At 70.4% G+C, this 22,476-nt stretch carries 18 protein-coding genes and 1 pseudogene; 2 read left to right on the top strand and 17 right to left on the bottom strand.

Annotation, left to right across the window (positions count from 1 at the left end; genetic code table 11):
- Nucleotides 1-25: 25 nt before the first annotated feature.
- From QFZ26_RS16620 to argC, 4 genes and pseudogenes are all read right to left on the bottom strand, one after another.
- Nucleotides 26-1,214: pseudogene (locus QFZ26_RS16620) on the bottom strand (acetylornithine transaminase).
- Nucleotides 1,211-2,152: an acetylglutamate kinase gene (argB, locus tag QFZ26_RS16615; RefSeq protein ID WP_373460730.1), complete on the bottom strand. Its 942-nt coding sequence runs from the start codon at nucleotides 2,150-2,152 to the stop codon at nucleotides 1,211-1,213. The pseudogene QFZ26_RS16620 and the gene argB overlap by 4 nt, the downstream one beginning before the upstream one ends.
- Before the next feature lie 2 nt (nucleotides 2,153-2,154).
- Nucleotides 2,155-3,306 (bottom strand): bifunctional glutamate N-acetyltransferase/amino-acid acetyltransferase ArgJ, encoded by a 1,152-nt coding sequence (argJ, locus tag QFZ26_RS16610; protein WP_307044079.1) that lies wholly within the window; start codon nucleotides 3,304-3,306, stop codon nucleotides 2,155-2,157.
- Entirely contained in the window at nucleotides 3,303-4,346 is a 1,044-nt protein-coding gene (gene argC / locus QFZ26_RS16605; RefSeq protein WP_307044077.1) for an N-acetyl-gamma-glutamyl-phosphate reductase, read from the bottom strand. The genes argJ and argC overlap by 4 nt, the downstream gene beginning before the upstream one ends.
- A gap of 315 nt (nucleotides 4,347-4,661) precedes the next feature.
- Here argC and QFZ26_RS16600 point away from each other — a divergent pair, with 315 nt between their 5' ends.
- Nucleotides 4,662-5,648 (top strand): NAD-dependent epimerase/dehydratase family protein, encoded by a 987-nt coding sequence (locus QFZ26_RS16600; RefSeq protein ID WP_307044075.1) that lies wholly within the window; start codon nucleotides 4,662-4,664, stop codon nucleotides 5,646-5,648.
- 67 nt (nucleotides 5,649-5,715) lie between these two features.
- Here the strand turns inward: QFZ26_RS16600 and pheT are convergent, their stop codons facing one another.
- From pheT to infC, 11 genes are all read right to left on the bottom strand, one after another.
- Nucleotides 5,716-8,241 (bottom strand): phenylalanine--tRNA ligase subunit beta, encoded by a 2,526-nt coding sequence (pheT, locus tag QFZ26_RS16595; RefSeq protein ID WP_307044072.1) that lies wholly within the window; start codon nucleotides 8,239-8,241, stop codon nucleotides 5,716-5,718.
- Between the two features lie 3 nt (nucleotides 8,242-8,244).
- The gene (gene pheS, locus QFZ26_RS16590; RefSeq protein ID WP_307044070.1) at nucleotides 8,245-9,285 is read right to left on the bottom strand and encodes a phenylalanine--tRNA ligase subunit alpha; all 1,041 of its coding nucleotides are present in this window, start codon (nucleotides 9,283-9,285) and stop codon (nucleotides 8,245-8,247) included.
- A 38-nt stretch (nucleotides 9,286-9,323) separates the two neighbouring features.
- Complete coding sequence (locus QFZ26_RS16585; protein ID WP_307044068.1) at nucleotides 9,324-10,247, bottom strand: amino acid ABC transporter permease; 924 nt, start codon at nucleotides 10,245-10,247, stop codon at nucleotides 9,324-9,326.
- Nucleotides 10,244-10,891: an amino acid ABC transporter permease gene (locus tag QFZ26_RS16580; protein ID WP_307044066.1), complete on the bottom strand. Its 648-nt coding sequence runs from the start codon at nucleotides 10,889-10,891 to the stop codon at nucleotides 10,244-10,246. The genes QFZ26_RS16585 and QFZ26_RS16580 overlap by 4 nt, the downstream gene beginning before the upstream one ends.
- A 72-nt stretch (nucleotides 10,892-10,963) precedes the next feature.
- Nucleotides 10,964-11,833 (bottom strand): glutamate ABC transporter substrate-binding protein, encoded by an 870-nt coding sequence (locus QFZ26_RS16575; protein WP_307044064.1) that lies wholly within the window; start codon nucleotides 11,831-11,833, stop codon nucleotides 10,964-10,966.
- Nucleotides 11,834-11,888: 55 nt separating this feature from the next.
- A complete protein-coding gene (locus QFZ26_RS16570) occupies nucleotides 11,889-12,677 on the bottom strand; it encodes an amino acid ABC transporter ATP-binding protein (RefSeq protein ID WP_307044062.1) in 789 nt (262 codons plus the stop codon).
- A 56-nt stretch (nucleotides 12,678-12,733) separates the two neighbouring features.
- Nucleotides 12,734-13,546, bottom strand: a complete 813-nt coding sequence (locus QFZ26_RS16565; RefSeq protein WP_307044060.1) for a TrmH family RNA methyltransferase — start codon at nucleotides 13,544-13,546, stop codon at nucleotides 12,734-12,736.
- 40 nt (nucleotides 13,547-13,586) lie between these two features.
- Complete coding sequence (locus QFZ26_RS16560) at nucleotides 13,587-14,975, bottom strand: dihydrolipoyl dehydrogenase family protein (RefSeq protein ID WP_307044058.1); 1,389 nt, start codon at nucleotides 14,973-14,975, stop codon at nucleotides 13,587-13,589.
- A gap of 151 nt (nucleotides 14,976-15,126) precedes the next feature.
- Entirely contained in the window at nucleotides 15,127-15,510 is a 384-nt protein-coding gene (gene rplT / locus QFZ26_RS16555) for a 50S ribosomal protein L20 (RefSeq protein ID WP_307044056.1), read from the bottom strand.
- A 28-nt stretch (nucleotides 15,511-15,538) separates the two neighbouring features.
- Nucleotides 15,539-15,733, bottom strand: a complete 195-nt coding sequence (gene rpmI / locus QFZ26_RS16550; protein WP_055858832.1) for a 50S ribosomal protein L35 — start codon at nucleotides 15,731-15,733, stop codon at nucleotides 15,539-15,541.
- Between the two features lie 53 nt (nucleotides 15,734-15,786).
- The gene (gene infC / locus QFZ26_RS16545) at nucleotides 15,787-16,407 is read right to left on the bottom strand and encodes a translation initiation factor IF-3 (RefSeq protein ID WP_307045118.1); all 621 of its coding nucleotides are present in this window, start codon (nucleotides 16,405-16,407) and stop codon (nucleotides 15,787-15,789) included.
- Between the two features lie 285 nt (nucleotides 16,408-16,692).
- Between infC and QFZ26_RS16540 the strand changes: the two genes are divergently transcribed.
- Nucleotides 16,693-17,043 carry a DUF1844 domain-containing protein gene (locus QFZ26_RS16540; RefSeq protein WP_307045116.1) on the top strand — a complete coding sequence of 117 codons (351 nt, stop codon included), beginning with the start codon at nucleotides 16,693-16,695 and terminating at the stop codon, nucleotides 17,041-17,043.
- A gap of 33 nt (nucleotides 17,044-17,076) precedes the next feature.
- Here QFZ26_RS16540 and QFZ26_RS16535 read toward each other — a convergent pair whose 3' ends face one another.
- Together QFZ26_RS16535 and QFZ26_RS16530 are read right to left on the bottom strand one after the other, a co-directional pair.
- Nucleotides 17,077-17,853: a DNA-formamidopyrimidine glycosylase family protein gene (locus QFZ26_RS16535; RefSeq protein ID WP_307044052.1), complete on the bottom strand. Its 777-nt coding sequence runs from the start codon at nucleotides 17,851-17,853 to the stop codon at nucleotides 17,077-17,079.
- Nucleotides 17,840-22,459 carry an Lhr family ATP-dependent helicase gene (locus QFZ26_RS16530; protein ID WP_307044051.1) on the bottom strand — a complete coding sequence of 1,540 codons (4,620 nt, stop codon included), beginning with the start codon at nucleotides 22,457-22,459 and terminating at the stop codon, nucleotides 17,840-17,842. Before QFZ26_RS16530 ends, QFZ26_RS16535 begins: the two co-directional genes overlap by 14 nt.
- Between the last annotated feature and the right edge of the window lie 17 nt (nucleotides 22,460-22,476).

Here is a 22,476-nt window from a genome sequence, read left to right as displayed (position 1 = left end):
CGTTCGATGTGGATCGGTCGGGCGGTCACTGGGTGGCGACGGTTCGGAGGGCGCGCTCGAAGCGGGCGGCGAACTCGTCGATCTCGGCGTCGCCGATGGTGAGCGGGGGTGCGATGCGGATGGATGAGTCGTTGGCGGCGTTGACGATGAGGCCCTCACGCATGGCTTGCGCGACGACGGCGCCCGCGACCGGCTCGGTGAGGCCGACGCCGATGAGGAGGCCGAGCCCGCGCACCTCGCCGACGAGCGGTGAGCCGAGGCCGAGCACGTGTTCGCGGATCTCGGCGCCACGTCGAGCGGCATTCTGCACGAGCCCGCCGCGCTCGATCTCGCCGAGCACCGCGTTGGCGACGGCAGCGGCGAGCGGATTGCCGCCGAACGTCGAGCCGTGCTGCCCCTTCGTGAAGAGCGCCGACGCGCGTCCGAAGGTGACGAGCCCGCCGATGGGGAACCCGCCACCGATGCCCTTCGCCACCGTGATCGCATCGGGCTGGATGGCCGTGTGCTGGAAGCCGAACCATTCGCCGGTGCGCCCGGCACCCGTCTGGATCTCGTCGACGATGAGCAGCGCACCGTGGCGACTCGTGAGCTCACGCGCCGACTCGAGGAACCCATCGGGCAACTCGACGACCCCGGCCTCGCCCTGGATGGGTTCGACGATGAGCGCGGCGACGGCGTCGTCGACGGATGCCTCGAGCGCCGCGATCGTCGCCGGAAATATGCTCGACGCCCCCGGGCAGCGGCTCGAACGGATCGCGCATGTGCGCCTTGCCGGTGAGGGCGAGCGAGCCCATGGTGCGCCCGTGGAATGCGTCGACGAGCGCGAGCACCCGCGTGCGGCCGCCGCCCGAGTTGTTCAGTCGCGCCAGCTTGAACGCGGCTTCGTTCGCTTCGGCGCCCGAGTTGCCGAACCACGCGCGGCCGGAATCCCCCGCGCCGGCGAGCCGCGTGATGCGCTCGGCGAGCTCGAGGGCGGGTTCGGTCATGAAGTAGTTCGAGACGTGGGCGAGACGGCCGGCCTGGGTCGCGACGGCCTCGACGAACACGGGATGCGCGTGGCCGAGCGAGTTGACGGCGATGCCCGCGAGGAAGTCGAGGTACCGGTTGCCCGCGTCATCCCACACCCAGGCGCCCTCGCCGCGCTCGAGCTTGGCGAGCGGCATGCCCATGGACCGCATGATGCGGTCGTCGAATCGCTGCTGCCACGAGTTCATGCGGGAACCACCTCGGTGCCGATGCCCGATTGCGTGAAGACCTCGAGGAGGATCGAGTGCGGGATGCGACCGTCGATGATCGCCGCCTTCGCCACGCCGCCCTCGACCGCCTCGAGGCACGCCCGCATCTTGGGGATCATGCCCGACTCGAGTGCCGGCAGCAGGGAGATGAGCTCGGGCACGTCGATGACCGAGACGAGCGATTCGCGATTGGGCCAGTCACGGTAGAGGCCCGCGACATCCGTCAGGATGACCAGCTTCGCCGCGCCGAGCGCGACGGCGAGCGAAGCCGCAGCCGAATCGGCGTTGACGTTGAGCGATTGTCCGGGCACCGCGCCGTCGGGCGCGATCGAGGAGACGACGGGAATCCGGCCCGCAGCGAGCTCTGCGTGCACGGCGGCCGGATCGACCGCCACGACATCGCCCACCAGGCCGAGGTCGACCTCCTCGCCATCGACCACGGCGCCGCGACGACGGCCGGTGAACAGCCCGGCATCTTCACCGGAGAGCCCGGAGGCGAGCGGTCCGTGCTCGTTGATGAGCGAGACGAGCTCGCGGTTCACCTGTCCGGAGAGCACCATGCGCACGACGTCCATGGTCTCGGGCGTCGTCACTCGATAGCCGCCCCGGAACTCGCTCGAGATGCCGAGCCGCTCGAGCATCGAGGAGATCTGCGGTCCGCCCCCGTGCACGATGACGGGCTTGATGCCCGCGTACCTGAGGTAGACCATGTCTTGCGCGAAGGCCCGCTGCAGCTCGGGGCTCACCATCGCGTTGCCGCCGAACTTCACGACGATCGTCTCGCCATGGAACCGCTTCAGCCACGGCAGCGAGTCGATGAGCACCTGGGCCTTGTCGGCCGCGGTCGCGGCGTCGATGTCGCGGTCGATCGCCGCTTCTCCGCCGGTCGCGGCATCCGTCTCGATGCGATCGCTCATGCTCAACTCGCGTACGCGCTGTTCTCATGCACGTAGTCGTGCGTGAGGTCGTTCGTGAAGATGGTGGCGGAGGCCTCGCCGGCGTGCAGCTCGATGAGCACGTGCGTCGCCCTGGGCGTGAGGTCGACCAGCTCGCGTGGTGCGTCGGGCCGGCCGGCGTGGCAGACGCGCACCCCGTTCATCGACACGTCGACGAGGTACGGGTCGAACGGCGCCTGCGTCGTGCCGATCGCGGCGAGCACCCGGCCCCAGTTCGGGTCGTTGCCGAAGATCGCCGCCTTGAACAGGCTGTTGCGGGCGACCGAGCGCCCCACCTCGACGGCGTCGTCGTCGGTGACCGCGCCGCGCACCTCGATGGCGATGTCGTGGCTCGCGCCCTCGGCGTCGGCCTGCAGCTGCAGGGCGAGATCGCGACAGGCGGCGGTGAGGGCCTCGGTGAACACGTCGAGCGGTGGGGCGATGCCCGCAGCGCCGCTCGCGAGCAACGTGACCTGGTCGTTCGTCGACATGCATCCGTCGGAGTCGAGCCGGTCGAACGTGACCCGGGTGGCCGCGCGCAGCGCCCGGTCGAGCACTTCGGCCGGCAGGTCGGCGTCGGTCGTGAGCACGACGAGCATGGTCGCGAGCCCGGGTGCGAGCATGCCCGCACCCTTGGCCATGCCGCCGACGCGCCATCCGTCGCCCTCGATGACGACCGTCTTCGGACGGGTGTCGGTCGTCATGATCGCACGCGCCGCGTCGTCGCCGCCGGCGGTCGTGAGCCGGGTGGCCGCTGAGAGCACGCCCTCTTCGAGCACCTCGCCGTCGAGCTGGTCGCCGATGAGCCCGGTCGAGCACACGAGCACGTCAGCCGATGACACGCCGAGTGCGGAGGCCGCCGCCTCTGCAGTGCGGTGCGTGACCTGGAAGCCCTCGGGGCCGGTGAAGCAGTTGGCGCCGCCGGAGTTCAGCACGATCGCCGAGACCCGGCCGTCGACGATGACCTGCTGCGACCAGATGATCGGGTTCGCCTTCGCGCGATTCGACGTGAAGACCGCGGCCGCCTGCTGCGAGGGACCACGATTGACGACGAGGGCGAGGTCGAGGGCGCCGGAGCGCTTGATGCCGGCGGCGATGCCCGCCGACTCGAAACCGGCGGGAGCGGTGACGGTCACGGGGCGACTCCGTTCACGGGCAGGCCCGTCGACTCGGCGAGGCCGAGCGCGATGTTGGCCGACTGCACGGCGGCACCCGCGGTGCCCTTCACGAGATTGTCGACCGCGGTGACCACGACGGCGCGGCCGGCCCGCTCGTCGATGGCGAGCCCCATGAGGGCGGTGTTCGCGCCGAGCACGTCGGCGGTGCGCGGGAACTGGCCCGCGGGCAGCAGTTGCACGAAGCGTTCGCCGGCATACGCGTCTTCCCACGCTGCGCGCACCGTCGCGGCATCCGTGCCCGGCACGATTCGTGCCGTCGAGGTCGCGAGGATGCCCCGCGACATCGGCACGATCACCGGCGTGAACGAGATCGTGGGCGCAGCGGCGCCGGCCCAGCGCAGCGCCTGGGTGATCTCGGGGATGTGCCGGTGCACGCCACCGACCGAGTAGGGGTTCGCCGAGCCCAGGATCTCGGAGCCGAGGAGGTGGGCCTTCAGGCTCTTGCCCGCGCCCGACGGGCCGACGGCGAGCACCGAGACGAGGTCGCGGTCCTCGATGACGCCGGCACGGATGCCCGGCGCCAATGACAACGCCACGGTCGAGGCGTTGCAACCGGGGGCCGCGATGCGACGGGAGCTCGTGAGCCGGTCGCGCTGCGTGCCCGACAGCCGCGGCAGCTCGGGCACGCCGTAGGCCCACGCCTGGTGGAAGTCTCCGCCGTAGAACTCGGCCCAGTCGACGGCGCGCTCGAGCCGGTGGTCGGCGCCGCAGTCGACGACGAGGGTTTCGGCGTCGAGCTCGGCGGCGATCGCCCCCGAGGCGCCGTGCGGCAGCGCGAGGAACACGATGTCGTGCCCGGCGAGCGTCTCGGCGTTCGTCTCCTGCAGCGTCAGGTGCGTGTACGTGCGCAGGTGCGGCTGCACCGCGACGAGCGGTTGTCCGGCGTTCGCGTGCGCGGTCACGGTGCGCACCTCGAACTCGGGATGATCGGCGATGAGGCGCAGGATCTCTCCCCCGGCATAGCCGGACGCGCCGGAAACGGCGACGGAGTACGTCATGGAATCCACCTTAGGGTCTGTGCGGTCGAGGCGATGTTCCGGCGACGCCCCGCGACACAGCCCGACTAGGCCGATGCAGGGGTCGCCGAGATTCGGCGCTCGCCACGACGCCGGCTGCGCACGACCGAGACACGCGAGACGCGTGCGGTGGCGGAGAACCGGGCGGTGGACATGGAGCGACCCTATCGACCTCGTGGCCCGCGGCGCAATTCGAGTCGCAAGTGTGACGACCCGCCGCGGCCGGGCCCGACGGCAGGCATAGGCTCGGGCTGACCGCCCGACCACGGGCTCCCATCGTTCCCAGGAGGATCTCCCATGGCCCTGCGCATCCTGTTCATCGGCGGCAACGGCATCATCAGTTCCGCGGCGAGCGCCCGCGTGGTCGCCCGCGGCGACGAGCTCACGTTGCTCAACCGCGGTCGCAGCACGCTGCGGCCACCGGTCGCCGGGGTGCGCCACCTCGTCGGCGACGCGCATGACGCGGCATCCGTCGCCGCCGCGATCGGCGACGAGACGTTCGACGTGGTCGCGAACTTCCGGTCGTTCTCGCCCGAGCAGGTCGCGCGCGACATCGAGCTCTTCGACGGGCGGTGCGGGCAGTACGTCTACATCTCGTCGGCCTCGGCGTATCAGAAGCCCGTGGCCCGGCTGCCGATCACCGAATCGACGCCGCTCCGGAATCCGTACTGGCAGTACTCGCGCGACAAGATCGCGAGCGAAGACCTGCTCGTCGCCGCGTACCGCGAGCGCGGCTTCCCCGTCACGATCATCCGCCCCTCGCACACCTACGACGGCACGAGCATTCCGATCCTCGGCGGGTGGACCGCGATCGACCGGATGCGCCGCGGGCTTCCCGTCGTCGTGCACGGCGACGGCACGAGTCTCTGGACCCTCACGCACACGCGCGACTTCGCCGTCGCCTTCGTCGGGCTGCTCGGCAACGACCGGGCGCTCGGCGAGGCGTTCCAGATCACCTCCGACGAGGTGCTCACGTGGAACCAGGTCACGGAGCTGCTCGCTCGTGCGGCCGGCGCCGAGTTCCGGCCGGTGCACATCGCGAGCGACGCGATCGCGCGTGCGCTGCCCGAGGACGGGCCCGGCCTCGTCGGCGACAAGTCGCACTCGGTGATCTTCGACAACGCCAAGGTGAAGGCGCTCGTGCCCGAGTACCGAGCCGTCACCCCGTTCTGGCAGGGTGCCCGCGAGATGGTCGAGTGGCACGACGCGGATGCCTCGCGGCGGGTCGTCGACCCTGAGCTCGATGCCACCTTCGAGCGGCTGATCGAGCGCTACGGCAGCTGACCGGCGGAATACCGACGGGTCCGGACGGCGTTCGCCACGCCGCCCGGACACCGTCGCAGCCGAAGGGCTACTCGCGAATCGACGCGCCCGCGCGCTCGGCCGCGAGCGCTGCGCCGGCGAGCTTCGCCTCGCTCGCCTCGGCGGCCGTGAGCGTGCGGTCGGATGCCCGGAACCGCAGGGCGAACGTCAGGCTCTTCGAGCCCTCGGTGACGCCCGGTCCGCGGTAGTCGTCGACGAGGCTGAGATGCTCGAGGAGCTCCCCCGCGCCCTCGCGCACGGCAGCGGCCACTGCCGCGGCGGGCACGTCGGCGGCGACGATCAGCGAGAGGTCTTGCGTCGCCGCGGGCAGCGTGCCGATCGATCGTGCTTCGACACCGGGCTCGGTGAGCGCGATCACCGCGTCGAGGTCGAGCTCGACGACCGCGACGACCCGCGGCAGGTCGGCTTCCTCGGCGATGGCGGGCAGCAGTTCGCCGGCGTGACCGACCACCTGCCCGGCGACGCGAAGTTCGGCCGTGCGTCCGGGGTGGAGTGCCGCGTGCGAGCCCTGCACGATCTCGATCTCGGCGCCGGTCGCGAGCGCGACCCGGCGCACCGCGTCGAGCGCGTCGGCGATGCCGGCGGGCACCGCGGCCTGGCCGGGCTGCTTCGACACGACCTCGCCGAGGATCAGCACGGCGAGATGCCGCGGTTGCGCTGGGATGCCGGCATCGAGGGCCGCGAGCACCTCGTCGTCGGGCCGCGCGTCGCCGGCCGGAAGCTCAGCCGACCCGTAGGTGCGGCCGGTCTCGGGCAGGAACACCGTGCCGAGCTCGAAGAGGTCCAGGTCGGTGAGTCCACGGGACAGGTTGCGTCGGGCCGCGGCCATGAGGCCGGGGATGAGTGAACGGCGAAGGAAGGGCGCGGTGGCATCAATCGGGTTCGCGAGGCGCACGGATGCCACGGCCGCACCGTCGGCGCTGCCGAACAGGGCGTTCTCGTCGGCCGTCGCGAACGGGAAGGAGAGCACCTCGGTCGAGCCGGCGCCCGCGAGCACGTCGGCCGCCTGGCGGCGAAGGCGCTGCGAGCGGGTGAGCCCGCGACCCGGAGGGGCGACGGGCAGCACGGAGGGGATGCGGTGGTAGCCGACGAGTCGCGCGACCTCCTCGGCGAGCTCGGCCTTGCCGGTCAGATCGGGGCGCCAGGAGGGCGGCACCACGGCGAAGCCGTCGCCGGTCGGCGTGACGACGCCGCCGATCTCGGCGAGCGCGTCGTGCACCTCGTCTTCGGTGTACTCGACGCCGATGAGGTTCGACACGAAGCCGTGCGGGAGCTCGATCGCGTCGCGCGCGGGCGCCTCGTGAATCAGCGAACCACCATCGTCGGCCGTGCCGCCAGCGAGGTCGACCATCAGCTGGGCGACGCGGGACACCGCGGCGGGCGGGATCTCGGGGTCGACGCCACGCTCGTAACGCTTCGCCGCCTCACTCGGCAGCTTGTGTCGGCGCGCCGTGCGGGCGATCGACACCGGGTCCCAGTTCGCCGCCTCGATGAGCACGTTGCGGGTCGCGTCGCCCATCTCGGTCTCGGCCCCGCCCATGACGCCGCCGAGGCCGATCGGTCCGCGATCGTCGGTGACGACGAGGTCTTCGACGTGGAGCGTGCGCTCCTTGCCGTCGAGCGTCGTGAGCTTCTCCCCCGGGGTCGCACGTCGCACGCGGATGCCGCCGCGCAACGCGTCGAGGTCGTACCCGTGGATCGGCTGCCCGAGCTCGAGCATGACGTAGTTCGTGATGTCGACGAGCAGGGAGATCGATCGGATGCCCGCGAGCTTCAGTCGCGCGATCATCCAGGCGGGGGTCGGGCGCGAGGGGTCGACGCCGCGCACGATGCGCGTCGCGAAGACGGCGGAGCCGGCCTTGCCGCGGATCGGGGCGGCATCGTCGATGACGACGGAGAACCCGTCGGCCGTGGCATCCGTGGCCATGACCTGTTCGACCGGGTCGCGGAACTTCGCACCGGTCGCGTGGGCGTACTCACGGGCGACACCGCGGATCGAGAACGCGTAGCCGCGGTCGGGCGTGACGTTGATCTCGACCGCTGCGTCGTCGAGGCCGAGGAGCGCGATGGCATCGGTGCCGACCGGCGCATCGATGCCGAGCGTCGAGAGCCGCAGGATGCCGTCGTGGTCGTCGCCGAGGCCGAGCTCGCGTGCCGAGGCGATCATGCCGTCGGAGACGTGCCCGTAGGTCTTGCGTGCGGCGATCGGGAACGGGCCGGGCAGCACGGCACCGGGCAGCGTCACGACGACCTTGTCGCCGGGGAAGAAGTTGCGGGCACCGCAGACGATGCCGTGCACGGCCTCGCCACCGTCGGCCGCCATTTCGCCCTCGGGCGCGACGCGCACCTGGCACCAGCGGATGGTCTTGCCGTTGGACTGCGGCTCCTCGACGAACTCGAGCACCTCGCCCACGACGATCGGGCCCTCGAGCTCGAAGGTGTGCACGTCTTCCTCTTCGAGACCGACCTTGACGAGGGCGGCGTGCACGTCTTCGGGCGTCGTGCCCGGCACGAGTTCGACGTACTCGGCGAGCCAGCTGAGTGGCACTCGCATCTTCTAGACCACCATTCCGAACTGCTGGGAGAAACGGATGTCTCCCTCGACCATTTCGCGCATGTCCTGCACGTCGTTGCGGAGCATGAGGCCGCGCTCGACGCCCATGCCGAACGCGAACCCGGTGTAGACCTCGGGGTCGATGCCCGCCGACTTGAGCACGTTCGGGTGCATCATGCCGCAGCCGCCCCACTCGATCCAGCGCGCACCGCCCTTGAAGGTCGGGTGCCAGAAGTCGAGCTCGGCGCTCGGCTCGGTGAAGGGGAAGAAGCTCGGACGCAGGCGGATCTTGGCCTCGTCGCCGAAGATCGCCTTGACGAAGTGGTCGAGGGTGCCCTTCAGGTGCGCCATCGTGAGCCCCTTGTCGACGGCGACGCCCTCGAACTGCATGAACACCGGCAGGTGCGTGGCGTCGAACTCGTCGGTGCGGTACACGCGGCCCGGGGCGAGCACGTAGAGCGGCAGCTCGCGCTCGAGCATCGAGCGGATCTGCACCGGGCTCGTGTGCGTGCGCAGCACGAGGTGCGCTTCGGGCGGGTCGACGAAGAACGTGTCCTGCATGGCGCGCGCCGGGTGGTCGGCGTCGAAGTTCAGCGCGTCGAAGTTGAACCACTCGCTCTCGACCTCTGGGCCCTCGGCGATCTCCCAGCCCATGCCCGTGAACACGTCGCAGACGCGGTCCTGCAGGAGGGACAGCGGATGCCGCGCGCCCGCGGTGTAGCGCGACGGCAGCGCCGTGACATCGACCGTCTCGGCCTCGAGCTGTGCGGCCGCCTCGGCCTCGACGATCTCGGCCTCGCGTGCCGCGAACGCCTGGTTCACACGGGCACGCGCGCCGCCGACGAGCTTGCCCAGCGCGGCCTTCTGGTCGTTCGGCACATTGCGCAGCTCGGCGTTCAGGAGCGCCAGCGTCGACTTCTCGCCGGTGTGCTCGGTGCGAACGGACTTCAGCACGGCGGAGTCGCCGGCCGACGCGATCGCCGCGAGGGCTGCATCGACCGCCGATTGGACGACGGGCTCGGTGATTTCGAGGGGCTCGGACACGAAGAACGAGTCTACCGGGCACCATTACGTGCCTGGCGTCAGATGCCACCGCCAGGGTGCGACTGACGGGCTGCCGCGTTGGCCTCTGCCAGGAGCACCGCCTGGTTGGGGTCGTCGGGGTCGAGACGAATGCCCGACGACTTGCTCGCGGTGCGCTTCGACAGCCACCGTGCGAACCACGACAACGACAGGTTCATGATCAGGTAGAGCACGAGCGTGATGACGAAGAACGTGAACAGGTACCGGTTGCCGTAGAAGCTCGCGAGGTTGTTCATGGTCACGCGCAGCAACTCGGTGTACCCGACGATGTAGCCGAGCGACGTATCTTTCAGGAGCACCACGAGCTGCGCGACGATGATCGGCAGCATCTGGCGGAATGCCTGTGGGAACTCGACGAGCATCTTCGACTGCAGTGGCCGCATGCCGAGGCTGAGTCCGGCCTCGCGCTGTCCTCGCGGCAAGGCCGCGAGGCCGGCGCGGAGTGCCTCGCCGATGAGTGCGCCGTTGTAGAGCGAGAGCGCGGCGACGACCGCCCAGAACGCCCCAGTGCTCAGCACGAGCAGGATGAAGAGCATCATCAGCAGCACCGGCATGCCGCGGAGGAACTCGAGCACGACCGCCGTGGGAATTCGGATCCACGCGATCTCAGAGCTGCGCAGCAGGGAGAAGATGATGCCGAGCACGATCGCGAAGACGGAGGCCAGCAGGGCCGCGCGGAGCGTGCCGAGGACGCCTTGGAAGAAGATGAAGGACCAGACCTCTGGGTCGGCGAGGATGTTCCAACGGCTCCCATCGAAGTACCCGGGCAGCGTGATGCCGCCGCTCTCGCGCGGAGCAGCAAGCGTCATCGCGATCCAGCCGAGCCCCACCAAGATGAGCACGCCCGCGACGATCGAGGAGATGAGCGAGAGGCGCCGCGCCTTGGGGCCCGGCACATCGAAGAGGACTGACGAGCCGCTCATCGCTGCACCACCCATTTCCGTTCGAGTTGGCCCGCGAAGATGCCGAGCGGCACAGTGATCACGAGGTAGAGGGTCGCGGCGCCCAGGAGGATCGCGATGACGGCGTCGCCGTTCGCGTTCGCGAGCTCACGCGTGGCGGCGAAGAGTTCGAAGACGAAGAAGCCGCCGGCCACCGAGGTGTTCTTCGTCAAGGCGATGAACACGTTGATGAGCGGCGGGATCGTCATGCGGAACGCCTGCGGCATCACGATGAGGCCGACGGTCTGGCCGAACCCGAGTCCGACGCTCCGCGCCGCCTCGGCCTGCCCGACGGGCACGCCGTTGATGCCCGAGCGGAGCGCCTCGGCGACGAACGGCGACGTGTAGACCGAGAGGCCGATCATGGCAGCCGTGACGTAGTCGAGCCGGGAACCGAGATACGGCAGGATGATCGCGGTGAAGAAGAGGACGAGCGTGAGCGGGGTGTTCCGCACGAGCTCCGTGTAGACGGTGGCGAACCCGCGCAGCGACGCCACCGGGGAGATGCGCATGGAGGCGATGATCGTGCCGAGCACAAGGGCCGAGATGCCGCTCACGCCGAGCAGCAGCAGCGTCATGCTGAAGCCGCGCCAATAGGTCGGCAGGTTCTCGATGACGGCGTCCACGCGCCTCCTTCTCGATCAGTGGGGATGGGGCGCGGCCCGGGCCGGTTGGAAACCGCCCGGGCCGCGTTCCGATCAGTAGCGGTCGGGAGCGGGCGGCTCGACGAACGGCAGCACCGTGCCGGCCGTGGAGTTCCACGCCTCTTCGTAGCGGCCGTCTTCATAGGCCGCCTCGAGGACGTCGTTGATCCAGTTGCGGAACTCGGTGTCCTCGAGCGCCAGGCCGATGCCGTAGGGCTCCTCGGTGAAGGGCTCGCCGACGACCTTGAACTCGCCCTCGTTCTGGGCAGCGAGGCCAGCGAGGATGACGTTGTCGGTCGACACTGCGACGACCTGGCCGCTGCGCAGCGGCTCGAGGCAGTTCGAGTACGTGTCGGTGAGCACCGGCTCCGCGCCGATCTCGGCGAGCTTGGCGGCCGGCGTCGAGCCGGTCACGGAGCACACCGGCTGGCCGACGAGGTCTTCTTCGCTCTCGATGTCGTCGTTGTCGGCGAGGACGAGAATCGACTGTCCGGCCATGTAGTACGGGCCGGCGAACGAGACGACTTCCTTGCGCTTGTCGTTGATCGTGTAGGTGGCCACGACGATGTCGACATCACCGTTCTGGATGAACGGCTCGCGGTTCGCCGAGACCGTCTCGGTCCAGTTGATGTTGTCCTCGGAGATGCCGAGCTCGCTGGCGATGATCTTGGCGATCTCGACGTCGAAGCCTTCGGGAACGCCGGAAGGGCCGACGAGACCGAACAGAGGCTGGTCGAACTTGGTACCGACGTTGATCTCGCCCGCCTCGGCGAGTCGGGCCATCGTGGTGCCCTCGTCGAACGTGGGGGCAGGCTCGGCCGTGGGCTCGGCCTCTCCGCCGCCGCCGTCGCCACCGGCGCAGCCGGCGAGCGCGAGTGCCGACACTGCCGCTGCTGCGACGAGTGCGATTCTCATGCGTTTCATATCTCTGCCTCTTCTCGTGTGGGGTGTGTTCCTCGCCGCTCGTGGCAGCGGAGGTCTAGTGCTCGAGGATCTTTGAGAGGAAGTCCTTCGCGCGGTCGGACTGCGGGTTGTCGAAGAACTCCGCCGGGGTCGCCTCTTCGACGATCTTGCCGTCGGCCATGAACAGCACGCGGTCGGCCGCCTTGCGCGCGAAGCCCATCTCGTGGGTGACGACGATCATCGTCATGCCGTCTTTCGCGAGGCCGATCATGACGTCGAGCACCTCGTTGATCATCTCGGGGTCGAGCGCGCTCGTCGGCTCGTCCATGAGGATGAGCTTCGGGTTCATCGCGAGCGAACGCGCGATCGCGACGCGCTGCTGCTGGCCGCCCGAGAGTTGCGCCGGCATCTTGTTCGCCTGGTTCGCGACACCGACGCGTTCGAGGATCTCCATCGCCCTCGCATCGGCGGCCTTGCGCGACATCTTCTTCACCCTGATGGGTGCGAGGGTGACGTTCTCGAGCACCGTCTTGTGGGCGAAGAGGTTGAACGACTGGAAGACCATGCCGACGTCGGCTCGGAGCTTCGCGAGCTCGGCACCTTCATCGGGGAGCTTCTGGCCATCGATCGTGATCGAACCGGAGTCGATGGTCTCGAGCCGGTTGATGGCCCGGCAGAGCGTCGACTTGCCCGAGCCGCTCGGACCGATGACGACGACCACTTCGCCGCGATTGACGACGGTGTTGATGTCGTTCAGCACGTGCAGTTCGCCGAAGTGCTTCTCGACGTGGTCGACGACCACGAGGGGTTCGCCGCGACGCACCGAGATGTTCGACGTCGCGGGCGCCTGCTGGGTTGGCTCCATACCCCCAAAACTAGGGCTCCGAGCGGCGATGCGCCAAGGGACGGCGCGGTGGTTACCTATTCGTGATCCGTGCTGCGCTGCGCGAAGGCGCTCTCATACAGGCAGACGGATGCCGCAGTGGCGAGGTTCATCGACTCCGCATGCCCGTAGATGGGCACGGTGACGACCCGATCGGTGAGCGCGAGCTGCTCGTCGTCGAGTCCGTGGGCCTCGTTGCCGAAGAGCCACGCCGTCGGCTGCGCGAGCACGCCGTCGTTGCGGGCGGCGAGGAGATCTTCGCCCTTGACGTCGGCACCGAGCACGGTCAGGCCGGCCGCGCGGGCGCGCTCCAGCACGTTGTCGAGGCCTGCGCCGACCGCGACCGGGAGGTGGAAGATCGAGCCCGTCGACGACCGGACGACCTTGGGGTTGTAGAGGTCGACGGTGCGGCCCGAGAAGATGACGGCGTCGGCGCCCGCGGCATCCGCTGCCCTGACGATGGTGCCGGCGTTGCCGGGGTCGCGCACCTCTTCGAGGATCGCGACCAGGCGGGGTCGGGCGGCGAAGATGTCCTTCAGCGCGGTCGGGAACTGGTTGCAGACCGCGACGAAGCCCTGGGGGGTGACGGTGTCGGCCATCGAGTCGAGCACCTCTTCGGTGACGAACTCCACATCGACATCGGCCTGGTCGGCCGCCTCGGCGATATCGGGGTGGCGGTCGAACGCGCTCGGGGTCCCATACAGCTCGACGACGAGATCGGGACGGAACCGCAGCGCCTCGGCGACGGCCTGCGGGCCCTCGAGCAGGAAGAGGCCGCTCTCGGCACGTGCCGCCTTCTTCGCGAGCTTGGCGACGGCGCGCACGCGCGGGGACCTGGGGTTCTCGAGCATGCGGCCAGTCTATGGGTGCCGTCCGGGCCGGCCCGGCTTGCTACGCGGCGAGGAGCTTCCGCGCCGCGAGGCCGATCAGGGCGCTGTAGGTCGGGTACGCGAACTTGACGCTGGCGAGGGTCGCGACATCCACACCGGCCGCCATCGCGGTGGTCACCGACTGGATGACCTCCACGGCGTTCTCGCCGACCGCGTGCGCCCCGAGGATGAGCTCCCGCCGTCGATCGGCGATGAGGAGCAGGAAGCCGCGTTCGCGATCGTCGATGACGGCGCGCTCGAGCTCGGAGTAGTCGACGCGACCGACGACGCAGTGCGGGTCCCGGGCGCGGGCCTCGGGTTCAGCCAAGCCGACCCCCGCGTAATCGGGGTCGGTGAACCCGCCGGCCGGAAGGAGGTGGTGGGGCGTCCGGCGGTTGGCACCGAGCACTGCATTCTCGGCCGCGGCCTCGCCCTCGAAGTGCGCGGCCTGCACCAGCATGTCGTGGCCGTTCGCGTCACCGACCGCGAAGATGTGGGAGACCGAGGTACGGAAGTACTGGTCGACGACGATCGACGACCGCTCGACCCGCACGCCGGTGGTCTCGAGTCCGAGGTCGTCGGTCGCGGCCGGCCACCCGGTGGCCATCACCACGGCGTCGAAGGAGCGGGCGACGGATGCCCCGTTCGCGCGCCAGCCGAGCTCGATGCCGTGATCGACCGACCGGAGCGAGTCGACGCCGTCGATGCCGACGTGCACCCCGATGCCGTCCTCCGCGAATGCCGCGGCGACGGCCTGGGAGATGGACGGATCGGACGCCATGAGCACCCGCGGCGCGACATCCAGCAACGTCACCTCCGACCCGAAGGAATCGAAGACCGTCGCCAGCTGCGCGCCGGTGTTGCCTGCGCCGATCACCGCGACCCGCTCGGGCAGGTGCGGCAGGTCGAGCACCTCGTCGGGGACGGTGGCGAGTTCGGCGCCGGGGACGGGAAGGCGCCGCGAATGCCCGCCGACGCAGATGATGACCGTCGCCGCTTCGACGTGACGGCCGCTCTCGAGCACGAGGGTGTGCTCACCGGAGAACCGGGCCCGGCCCTCGAGCAGGAGATCGATGCCGGCCTCGGCGAATCGCTCAGCCTCGCGCTTGATGGATCGGACCCGGTCGACGGTGGCTCGGACCCGCGCGACGGTCGACGGCCAGTCGATGCGCTGCCGGCTGACCGTGATGCCGTACTCGTCGGCCGTGCGGACCTCCCGCATCAGGCGGGCGGTCTTCGCGAGCACGCGCGTCGGGACGCACCCGGAGTTGACGCAGGTCCCGCCCGTGCGGTCGGCCTCGAGGACGACGACCCGTGCGCCCAGCTCGGCCGCCCGCAACGCTGCCGCGGTTCCCGCCGGTCCTGCCCCGATCACGGCGACGTCGTACACGTCGGCGCTCTCCACACCCATCTGCTGCTCCTGTCGTCGACCCCGACCAGTCTGGCATCGGTCGGGCTGTCGTCGCTCAGGCCGCGGGCCGCGGCGCGGCCGGGAACAGGAAACGGCCCGGCACGCCCTGCTTTCACGCAGAGAGTGCCGGGCCGTTCGAAGCTGAAGTCGCTTACGCGGTCTTCGGGGCCGACGTGTCGGCCGGGAGCGCCTGCTTGGCGGACTCGACGAGCGCCGCGAACGTCGCCGGCTCGTGAACCGCGAGCTCGGCGAGGATGCGACGGTCGACCTCGATGCCGGCAAGGCCGAGGCCCTGGATCAGGCGGTTGTACGTGAGGCCGTTGGCACGCGACGCAGCGTTGATTCGCTGGATCCAGAGGCGACGGAAGTCGCCCTTCTTCTGGCGACGGTCACGGTACGAGTAGACGAGGGAGTGGGTGACCTGCTCCTTCGCCTTGCGGTACAGGCGCGACCGCTGTCCGCGGTAACCTTCGGCGCGCTCGAGAATGACCCGGCGCTTCTTGTGGGCGTTGACCGCCCTCTTCACTCTTGCCATGACTCTGTTTCTTCCTTAATCCGACGGCTCAGCGGCCGAGAAGCTTCTTGATGACCTTGGCGTCGGGAGCCGACACGACCTTGTCCTGGTTCAGTCGGGCCTTGCGCTTCGAGGCCTTGACCTCGAGGTTGTGGCGCATACCGGCCTGCTGCTTCTTGATCTTGCCGCTGCCGGTGATCTTGAAGCGCTTCTTGGACCCGGAGTGGGTCTTCTGCTTCGGCATCTCGTGTTTCTCCTTGGTTCTGCCGCCACGAGTGGCGGACGGGGGTGTTTGGCCTATGCCTCGGTGGCTTCGGCCGTCTGCGTCTCGGGCTCGGCCGCGGCATCTGCCGCCGGCCGGGCCTTCGCCGCAGCACGCTGTGCATTCGCCTCGGCCTTGGCCTCGGACTTGTTCTTGTGGGGCGCGATGACCATGACCATGTTGCGGCCGTCGATGGTGGGGTTGTGCTCGACGGTGCCGAACTCCACCACGTCTTCCGCGAAGCGCTGCAGGAGGCGCACGCCCATCTCGGGGCGCGACTGCTCGCGCCCGCGGAACAGGATCATCGCCTTGACCTTGTCGCCGGCCTTCAGGAAGCCGATGGCGCGCTTCATCTTGGTCTCGTAGTCGTGCTTGTCGATCTTGAGACGGAACCGAACCTCTTTGAGGATCGTGTTCGCCTGGTTGCGCCGGGCCTCTTTCGCCTTCTGCGCAGCCTCGTACTTGTACTTGCCGTAGTCCATGATCTTGGCGACCGGCGGCTTGGAGTTGGGTGCGACCTCGACGAGATCGAGATCGGCCTCCTGCGCGAGCCGCAGGGCCACCTCGATCTTCACGACGCCGACCTGCTCTCCGCCAGGGCCCACGAGGCGGACCTCGGGAACGCGGATACGGTCGTTTGTACGGGGATCGCTGATGCGTGTACTCCTCTACTCAAGCTGTTTCGCTCGACGGGAGGCGGATGCCGCTCGTCGACGAGAGCGGAAGATCCACGCATGCTCGCACGGAATCACACCGTGTAGCACTGCGGCACCCTGTCTACTTCCGTGCCTTGCGACGCGGAAGCGGAGTGCAATCGACCCGGTAACCTTGATGAAGCGGTATGCGCGGGTGGGAGAATCTCCACTTTCGTACCAGGGACTGGCCCTGGGCCCGCAGTAGTCTAACAGAGGATGTCTGTGAGCAACAGTTCAGACGAGTCCATGCCCGCCCACGACACTCACGAGGCCGTCGACGAGGCGACCAGGGACATCGCCGAGGTCCCCGCGGTCGAGATCATCACCACTGCCGCCGTGCATCTCATGAGCGCCGCCGCCGTGAAGGTCGGGCTCGCCGACGACCCCGACGGGCAGATCGACCTCGACGAGGCGCGCAAGCTCATCAACGCCCTCGCCGGGCTCATCACCGCCGGCGCGCCCGAGATCAGCGACATGCACGCACGCTCGCTGCGCGACGGGCTCCGCTCGCTGCAGCTGGCGTTCCGGGAGGCCTCGTCCATTCCCGATGCCATCGGCCAGGGTCCAGGCGAGAAGTGGACCGGACCGGTCACCTGAGCATTGCCGGTCGAGCCGATCTTGCGCGCCCGGCTACCGCTGGCAGTTCGGGCACCACCACGTGTCCCTGAGCTCGAGGTCGTTCCGTCCGAGGCGACCGTGCTCGATCGGCGTGCCGCAACGCCGGCACGGCTCACCGCCACGCGAGTAGACCCAGAGCTGCCGGCCTCGACGCATGTCGCCGGTCGTCGTGCGAGAGAAGCGGTCTCGGTTCGCACGGATGACCCGGCTCGCCAGGTCGACGAGCGGCACGAGCTCCACGTCGCCGACCGGCCGCGTGGGTCGGATGCCTCGGAGGAAGCACAGTTCGTTGACGTAGACGTTGCCGAGGCCCGCGAGGTTGCGCTGCTCGCCGAGCGCCACGGCGACGGGCGCCTCGGGATGCGCCGCGAGACGGCGCACGGCCTCGGCCGGGTTCCAGTCGTCGCCGAGCAGGTCTGGGCCGAGGTAGGCCATTCGGTCGTGCTCTTCAGTGGCGGGGAAGATCTCGAGCACGCCGAGGTCGAAGCCGACGGCGGCGGCATCCGGCACCTCGATGACGACCCGCGCCTGGAATCCGGGACGCCGCCAGCGCTCGCCGGGCCGGTGGACGTGCCATTCGCCCTCCATCTTGAGATGCGAGTGCACGACCTGGTCGCCGATGCGCATCAGGAGGTGCTTGCCGCGACTGCCGACCGAGTGCACGGTCTCGCCGGCGAGGTCGACGGTGGCGATCGAGGGCACCCGGAAGTCCGAACGGGTGACGACTCGACCCGCGAGCGCCTCGTCGAGGCGCCGCGCCGCCTGGAAGACGGTGTCACCCTCGGGCATCGAAGCGGAGTCCCCTGGGCGTCTCGCGGAATCCGGCCGCGCGGAGCGGGCGATCGAGCACCGACCCGAACACCGCCGCACCGTTCACGGTCTCGACGCGCAGCTTCTCGGTTCTCCCCCGCGTCAGCACCGCCGCGAGCGCAGCGGCGCCGGCCGCGAGGACCTCGTCGTCGTCGCTGAAGACGAGCGCAGTGCGCCCGCCGCGCTCGAGGTAGAGCACCGCCTCGCCATCGACCATCGCCACGAAGGCACCCGATTTGCGTGCCGGCCGATGTGCGCCCTCGCCGACCGGCTCGGGCCAGTCGAGCGCGGCGCCGAACGGGTTCGCCGGGTCGGTGGCCGCGAGTGCGAACGCCTCGCCCTTCGGGGCGGCACGCAAGCGGTCGACTGCGGGACTCGTGGCGAACTGCGCACCGCCCTGCCCGTCGATGAAGTACCCGCGGCGCACCCGCCCCGTCTCTTCGAAACCCGACAGTGTGCGGTAGGCCAGGGCGAACCCGCCGAGCACTCCCTCGGCGACGACCGAGCCGCGCGTGACGACGCCGTAACGCTCGAGCAGGGTCTCGCCGAACGCATGGGCGCGTGGCGTCGCCGCCGAGCTCGCGAGCGGGAGCACCGACCAGCGACCGGCCGCACGCGGTGGGTTCGCCCGAGCGGTCGCCGCACGCCCCGACTGCATGCTCGCGGCGAGCGAACGCCGCGACAGCGAGCCCGGGCGCAGTCGAGCGCGCGGGGTGGGCGTCGCGGTCTTGTGGGTGCCACCTCCGATGAGCAGGCCGCGCACCGCGGCGAAGGTGTCGTTCGTCACCAGCCCCGCCCACGCGAGCCGCCAGAGCGCGTCGACCACCGCGCGGTCGTCGTCGGCGCCGACAGCCTCGACGAGCTGCCGGAAGAAGTACCCGCCACCCCCGCCGAGCACCGCCATGATCTCGGTCTCGATGGGGTCGAGCGGCGCCGACGCGGGCAGCGCGAGCGTGAGCGCCGCGGTCTCGGCCAGGTGCAGGCTGATCCAGCCGTCGTCGCCGGCGAGCGACCCGGCGCCCGCCCAGAGCACCTCGCCCGACGAGGTGAGCTCGTCGAGCATGCCCGGACGGTAGTCGTCGACTCGCGCGGGGAGCACGTAGGCCTCCCATGCCGACGCCGGGATGCGCGCACCCTCGAGCTGCTCGACGACGGCCGCGACTCCGTCGATGCCACGGAGCCGCGCGCCGACGTGCTGCCAGCCCGGCAGGAATCGCGCGAAGTCGCGTGGGTCGACCGGCTCGATCTCATTGCGCAGCGCCGCGAGCGACCGGCGCCGGATGCGCCGCAGCACCTCGCTGTCGCACCACTCGAGGCCCGAGCCCTGCGGGAGGAACTCGCCTTCGACGACGCGTCGCTCGCCACCGAGCCGAGCCAGCGCGGCCGACGCGACGACCTGCCCGATGCCGAACCGCTGGGCGAGCGCGGTAGCCGTGAACGGGCCGTGGGTACGGGCATACCGCGCGACGAGGTCGCCGAGCGGGTCGCGCACGGGCTCGCCGAACACCTCGGGCAGCCCGGGCGGGATCGGCACGCCGAGGGCGTCGCGAAGCCGGCTCACGTCTTCGACGGCGACGAACCACGACTCGCCGGCGAAGCGCACGGTCGCCGCGCGGCGCGCGCGCACGAGGCCCTCGAGCGCGACCGCGGCATCGGTCTCGCCGTCGACCCTCGCCGACACCTCGTCGCCTGTGAGCGGCCCGAGGTCGCGAAGCAGGTCGGCCACGCCCTCGTCGCCGCGGGCGCGGCGGTCGAGGTGCAGGCGCTGCAGCTGCTGCTCGACCTCGGCCACCACCTCGGGATCGAGCAGCTCACGGAGCTCGACGGTGCCGAGCAGCTCGGCGAGGAGCGCGGGGTCGAGCGAGAGGGCCGCCGCGCGGCGTTCGGCGAGCGGCGCGTCGCCCTCGTACATGAACGCGCCCACGTAGCCGAAGAGCAGGCTCGATGCGAAGGGGCTCGGCGTCTCGGTCGACACCTCGACGAACCGCAGCTCGCGCCGCTCGATGCGCTCGGCGAGCCGGGTGAGCGCCGGCAGGTCGTAGACGTCTTGCAGGCACTCGCGCACCGCCTCGAGCACGATCGGGAACTCGGGGAACTCGCGAGCCACTTCGAGGAGTTGCGCTGCGCGCTGGCGCTGCTGCCAGAGCGGCGACCGCTTGCCGGGATTGATGCGGGGCAGGATGAGCGCACGGGCGGCGCACTCACGGAACCGTGCCGCGAACAGTGCCGACCCGCCGACGTTCTGGGTCACGAGCTCGGTGAGCTCAGCCGGCTCGAAGGCGAAGAGCTCGGCGCCGGGCGGCTCGTCGCCCGTGTCGGGCATGCGCAGCACGATGCCGTCGTCGCTCGCGACGGCGTTGGCGTCGATGCCGCTGCGCTCGCGCACCCGCGTGCCGATGGCGAGCGCCCACGGCGCGTGCACCCGCATGCCATAGGGCGAGTGCAGCACGATGCGCCAGTCGCCGAGCTCGTCGCGGAACCGCTCGACGACGAGGTTCGTGGCATCGGGCACGACCCTGGTCGCGGTGCGCTGGTCGTCGATGAACGCCACGAGGTTGGCTGCGGCACGCTCGTCGAGGCCCGCGGCCCGGCTGCGGGCGAGGGCGTCGGATGCCTCGGCGCTCGCGAGCTCGGCGATGAAGCCGCCGATGGCGGCCCCGAGCTCGGCGGGCCGACCGATGCCGTCGCCCTTCCAGAAGGGCAGCCGCCCTGGCTCCCCGAATGCCGGCGAGACGAGCACGCGGTCGTGGGTGATCTCCTGGATGCGCCAGCTCGTGGCCCCGAGCGCGAACACGTCGCCGACGCGCGACTCGTAGACCATCTCCTCGTCGAGCTCGCCGACCCGGCGGCCCGGCCCGGCCTCGCCGATCATGAAGACGCCGAAGAGCCCGCGATCGGGAATCGTGCCGCCGCTCGTGACGGCCAACCGCTGCGCGCCGCGGCGACCGACGATCGTGCCGGCATCGCGGTCCCAGATGAGACGCGGGCGGAGCTCGCCGAACCGGTCGGACGGATAGCGACCCGCGAGCAGGTCGAGTGTCGCATCGAACGCCGAGCGCGGCAGCGCCGCGAAGGGAGCGGCTCGACGCACGAGCTCGAACCACGCCTCGACGTCCCACTCGTCGAGCGCGGCCGCCGCGATCGTCTGCTGGGCGAGCACGTCGAGCGGATTCGCGGGGATGCGCAGCTCTTCGATGGCGCCGCCGAGCATGCGTTCGGCCACGACGGCGGAGTGCAGCACGTCGGCTCGGTGCTTCGGGAAGATCACGCCCTTCGACACTTCGCCGACCTGGTGGCCGGCCCGCCCGATGCGCTGGAGTCCGCTCGCGACCGACGGTGGGGCCTCGACCTGCATCACGAGGTCGACCGCGCCCATGTCGATGCCGAGTTCGAGGCTCGACGTCGCGACGACGCAGCGCAGGCGCCCGGACTTGAGGTCGGCCTCGACGAGGGCGCGTTCCTCCTTGCTGACGGAGCCGTGGTGGGAGCGGGCGAGCACGGGAAGCGCACCGCCCGTAAGGCCCGAGCCTCCGGGCATCTCGGCCGGCGGACGAGGGGGTGCGGGCGACTCGGCGGCGCCGGCGGCGAGCGGCGCGGGCCCGGCGGCGATGTCGCGGACGGATGCCGCGGCATCGGGAAGAGCTCGATCGGCCGCGCCGACCACCGCGAGCGTCGGCTCTTCAGCCGTCTGCTGCCGCTCCTCCCAGAGCTCGTTGAGCCGTGCCGTCAGCCGCTCGGCGAGCCGCCGCGAGTTCGCGAACACGATGGTCGAGCGGTGCGCGAGCACCTCGTCGAGGATCGCCTCCTCGACGTGCGGCCACACGGAGCCGGAGCCGGTCTGGCCGGCGAGGTCGGACAGGTCGTCGACCGGCACGGTGACCCGCAGGTCGAACCGCTTGCCCGAGGGGGGCGCCACGATCGAGACGGGGCGCACGCCGCAGAGGAAGCGCGCCACCTCTTCGTGCGGTCGCACGGTCGCCGAGAGGCCGATGCGCTGCACCGGCTGCGCCGTGAGCTCGTCGAGCCGCTCGAGCGAGAGGGCGAGGTGCGAGCCCCGCTTGGTGCCAGCGAGCGCGTGGATCTCGTCGACGATGACGGTCTGCACGCCGCGCAGGGTCTCGCGTGCCGCCGAGGTGAGCATGAGATAAAGCGACTCGGGGGTCGTGATGAGGATCTCGGGCGGGTGAACGACGAGTGCACGACGTTCGGCCGGAGGCGTGTCGCCCGAGCGCACGCCCACGCTGACCTCGGGCACCTCGAGCCCATGAGCCGCCGCCGTGCGGGCGATGCCCACGAGCGGGGCACGGAGGTTTCGCTCGACGTCGACGCCGAGCGCCTTCAGCGGCGACAGGTAGACGACGCGCGTGCCGGTGGTGCTCGCGTCGGCGCCCTCGTGATGGAGGCGGTCGATCGCCCAGAGGAACGCCGCCAGCGTCTTGCCCGAGCCCGTGGGGGCGACGACGAGCGAGTGGTCGCCGCGGGCGATCGCCTCCCACGCTCCGCGTTGCACGGCCGTGGGCTCGCTGAAGGACTCGGTGAACCACGCCCGCGTCGCGGGCGAGAACGCGTCGAGCGCCTGCGTCATGACTCCATTCAAGCGGA

It is taken from the genome of Agromyces ramosus, from assembly GCF_030817175.1.
GTDB classification, from domain to species: Bacteria; Actinomycetota; Actinomycetes; order Actinomycetales; family Microbacteriaceae; genus Agromyces; species Agromyces ramosus_A.
This window is presented reverse-complemented; position numbering and strand designations above follow the sequence as displayed.

What these genes read in the sequence shown, in the direction of transcription:
- argB (WP_373460730.1), bottom strand. Translation starts at nt 2,152, where the DNA reads ATGAGCGATCGCATCGAGACGGATGCCGCGACCGGCGGAGAAGCGGCG.
- argC (WP_307044077.1), bottom strand. Translation starts at nt 4,346, where the DNA reads ATGACGTACTCCGTCGCCGTTTCCGGCGCGTCCGGCTATGCCGGGGGA.
- QFZ26_RS16600 (WP_307044075.1), top strand. Translation starts at nt 4,662, where the DNA reads ATGGCCCTGCGCATCCTGTTCATCGGCGGCAACGGCATCATCAGTTCC.
- pheT (WP_307044072.1), bottom strand. Translation starts at nt 8,241, where the DNA reads ATGCGAGTGCCACTCAGCTGGCTCGCCGAGTACGTCGAACTCGTGCCG.
- QFZ26_RS16585 (WP_307044068.1), bottom strand. Translation starts at nt 10,247, where the DNA reads ATGAGCGGCTCGTCAGTCCTCTTCGATGTGCCGGGCCCCAAGGCGCGG.
- QFZ26_RS16575 (WP_307044064.1), bottom strand. Translation starts at nt 11,833, where the DNA reads ATGAAACGCATGAGAATCGCACTCGTCGCAGCAGCGGCAGTGTCGGCA.
- QFZ26_RS16570 (WP_307044062.1), bottom strand. Translation starts at nt 12,677, where the DNA reads ATGGAGCCAACCCAGCAGGCGCCCGCGACGTCGAACATCTCGGTGCGT.
- QFZ26_RS16565 (WP_307044060.1), bottom strand. Translation starts at nt 13,546, where the DNA reads ATGCTCGAGAACCCCAGGTCCCCGCGCGTGCGCGCCGTCGCCAAGCTC.
- QFZ26_RS16560 (WP_307044058.1), bottom strand. Translation starts at nt 14,975, where the DNA reads ATGGGTGTGGAGAGCGCCGACGTGTACGACGTCGCCGTGATCGGGGCA.
- rplT (WP_307044056.1), bottom strand. Translation starts at nt 15,510, where the DNA reads ATGGCAAGAGTGAAGAGGGCGGTCAACGCCCACAAGAAGCGCCGGGTC.
- rpmI (WP_055858832.1), bottom strand. Translation starts at nt 15,733, where the DNA reads ATGCCGAAGCAGAAGACCCACTCCGGGTCCAAGAAGCGCTTCAAGATC.
- QFZ26_RS16540 (WP_307045116.1), top strand. Translation starts at nt 16,693, where the DNA reads ATGCCCGCCCACGACACTCACGAGGCCGTCGACGAGGCGACCAGGGAC.
- QFZ26_RS16535 (WP_307044052.1), bottom strand. Translation starts at nt 17,853, where the DNA reads ATGCCCGAGGGTGACACCGTCTTCCAGGCGGCGCGGCGCCTCGACGAG.
- QFZ26_RS16530 (WP_307044051.1), bottom strand. Translation starts at nt 22,459, where the DNA reads ATGACGCAGGCGCTCGACGCGTTCTCGCCCGCGACGCGGGCGTGGTTC.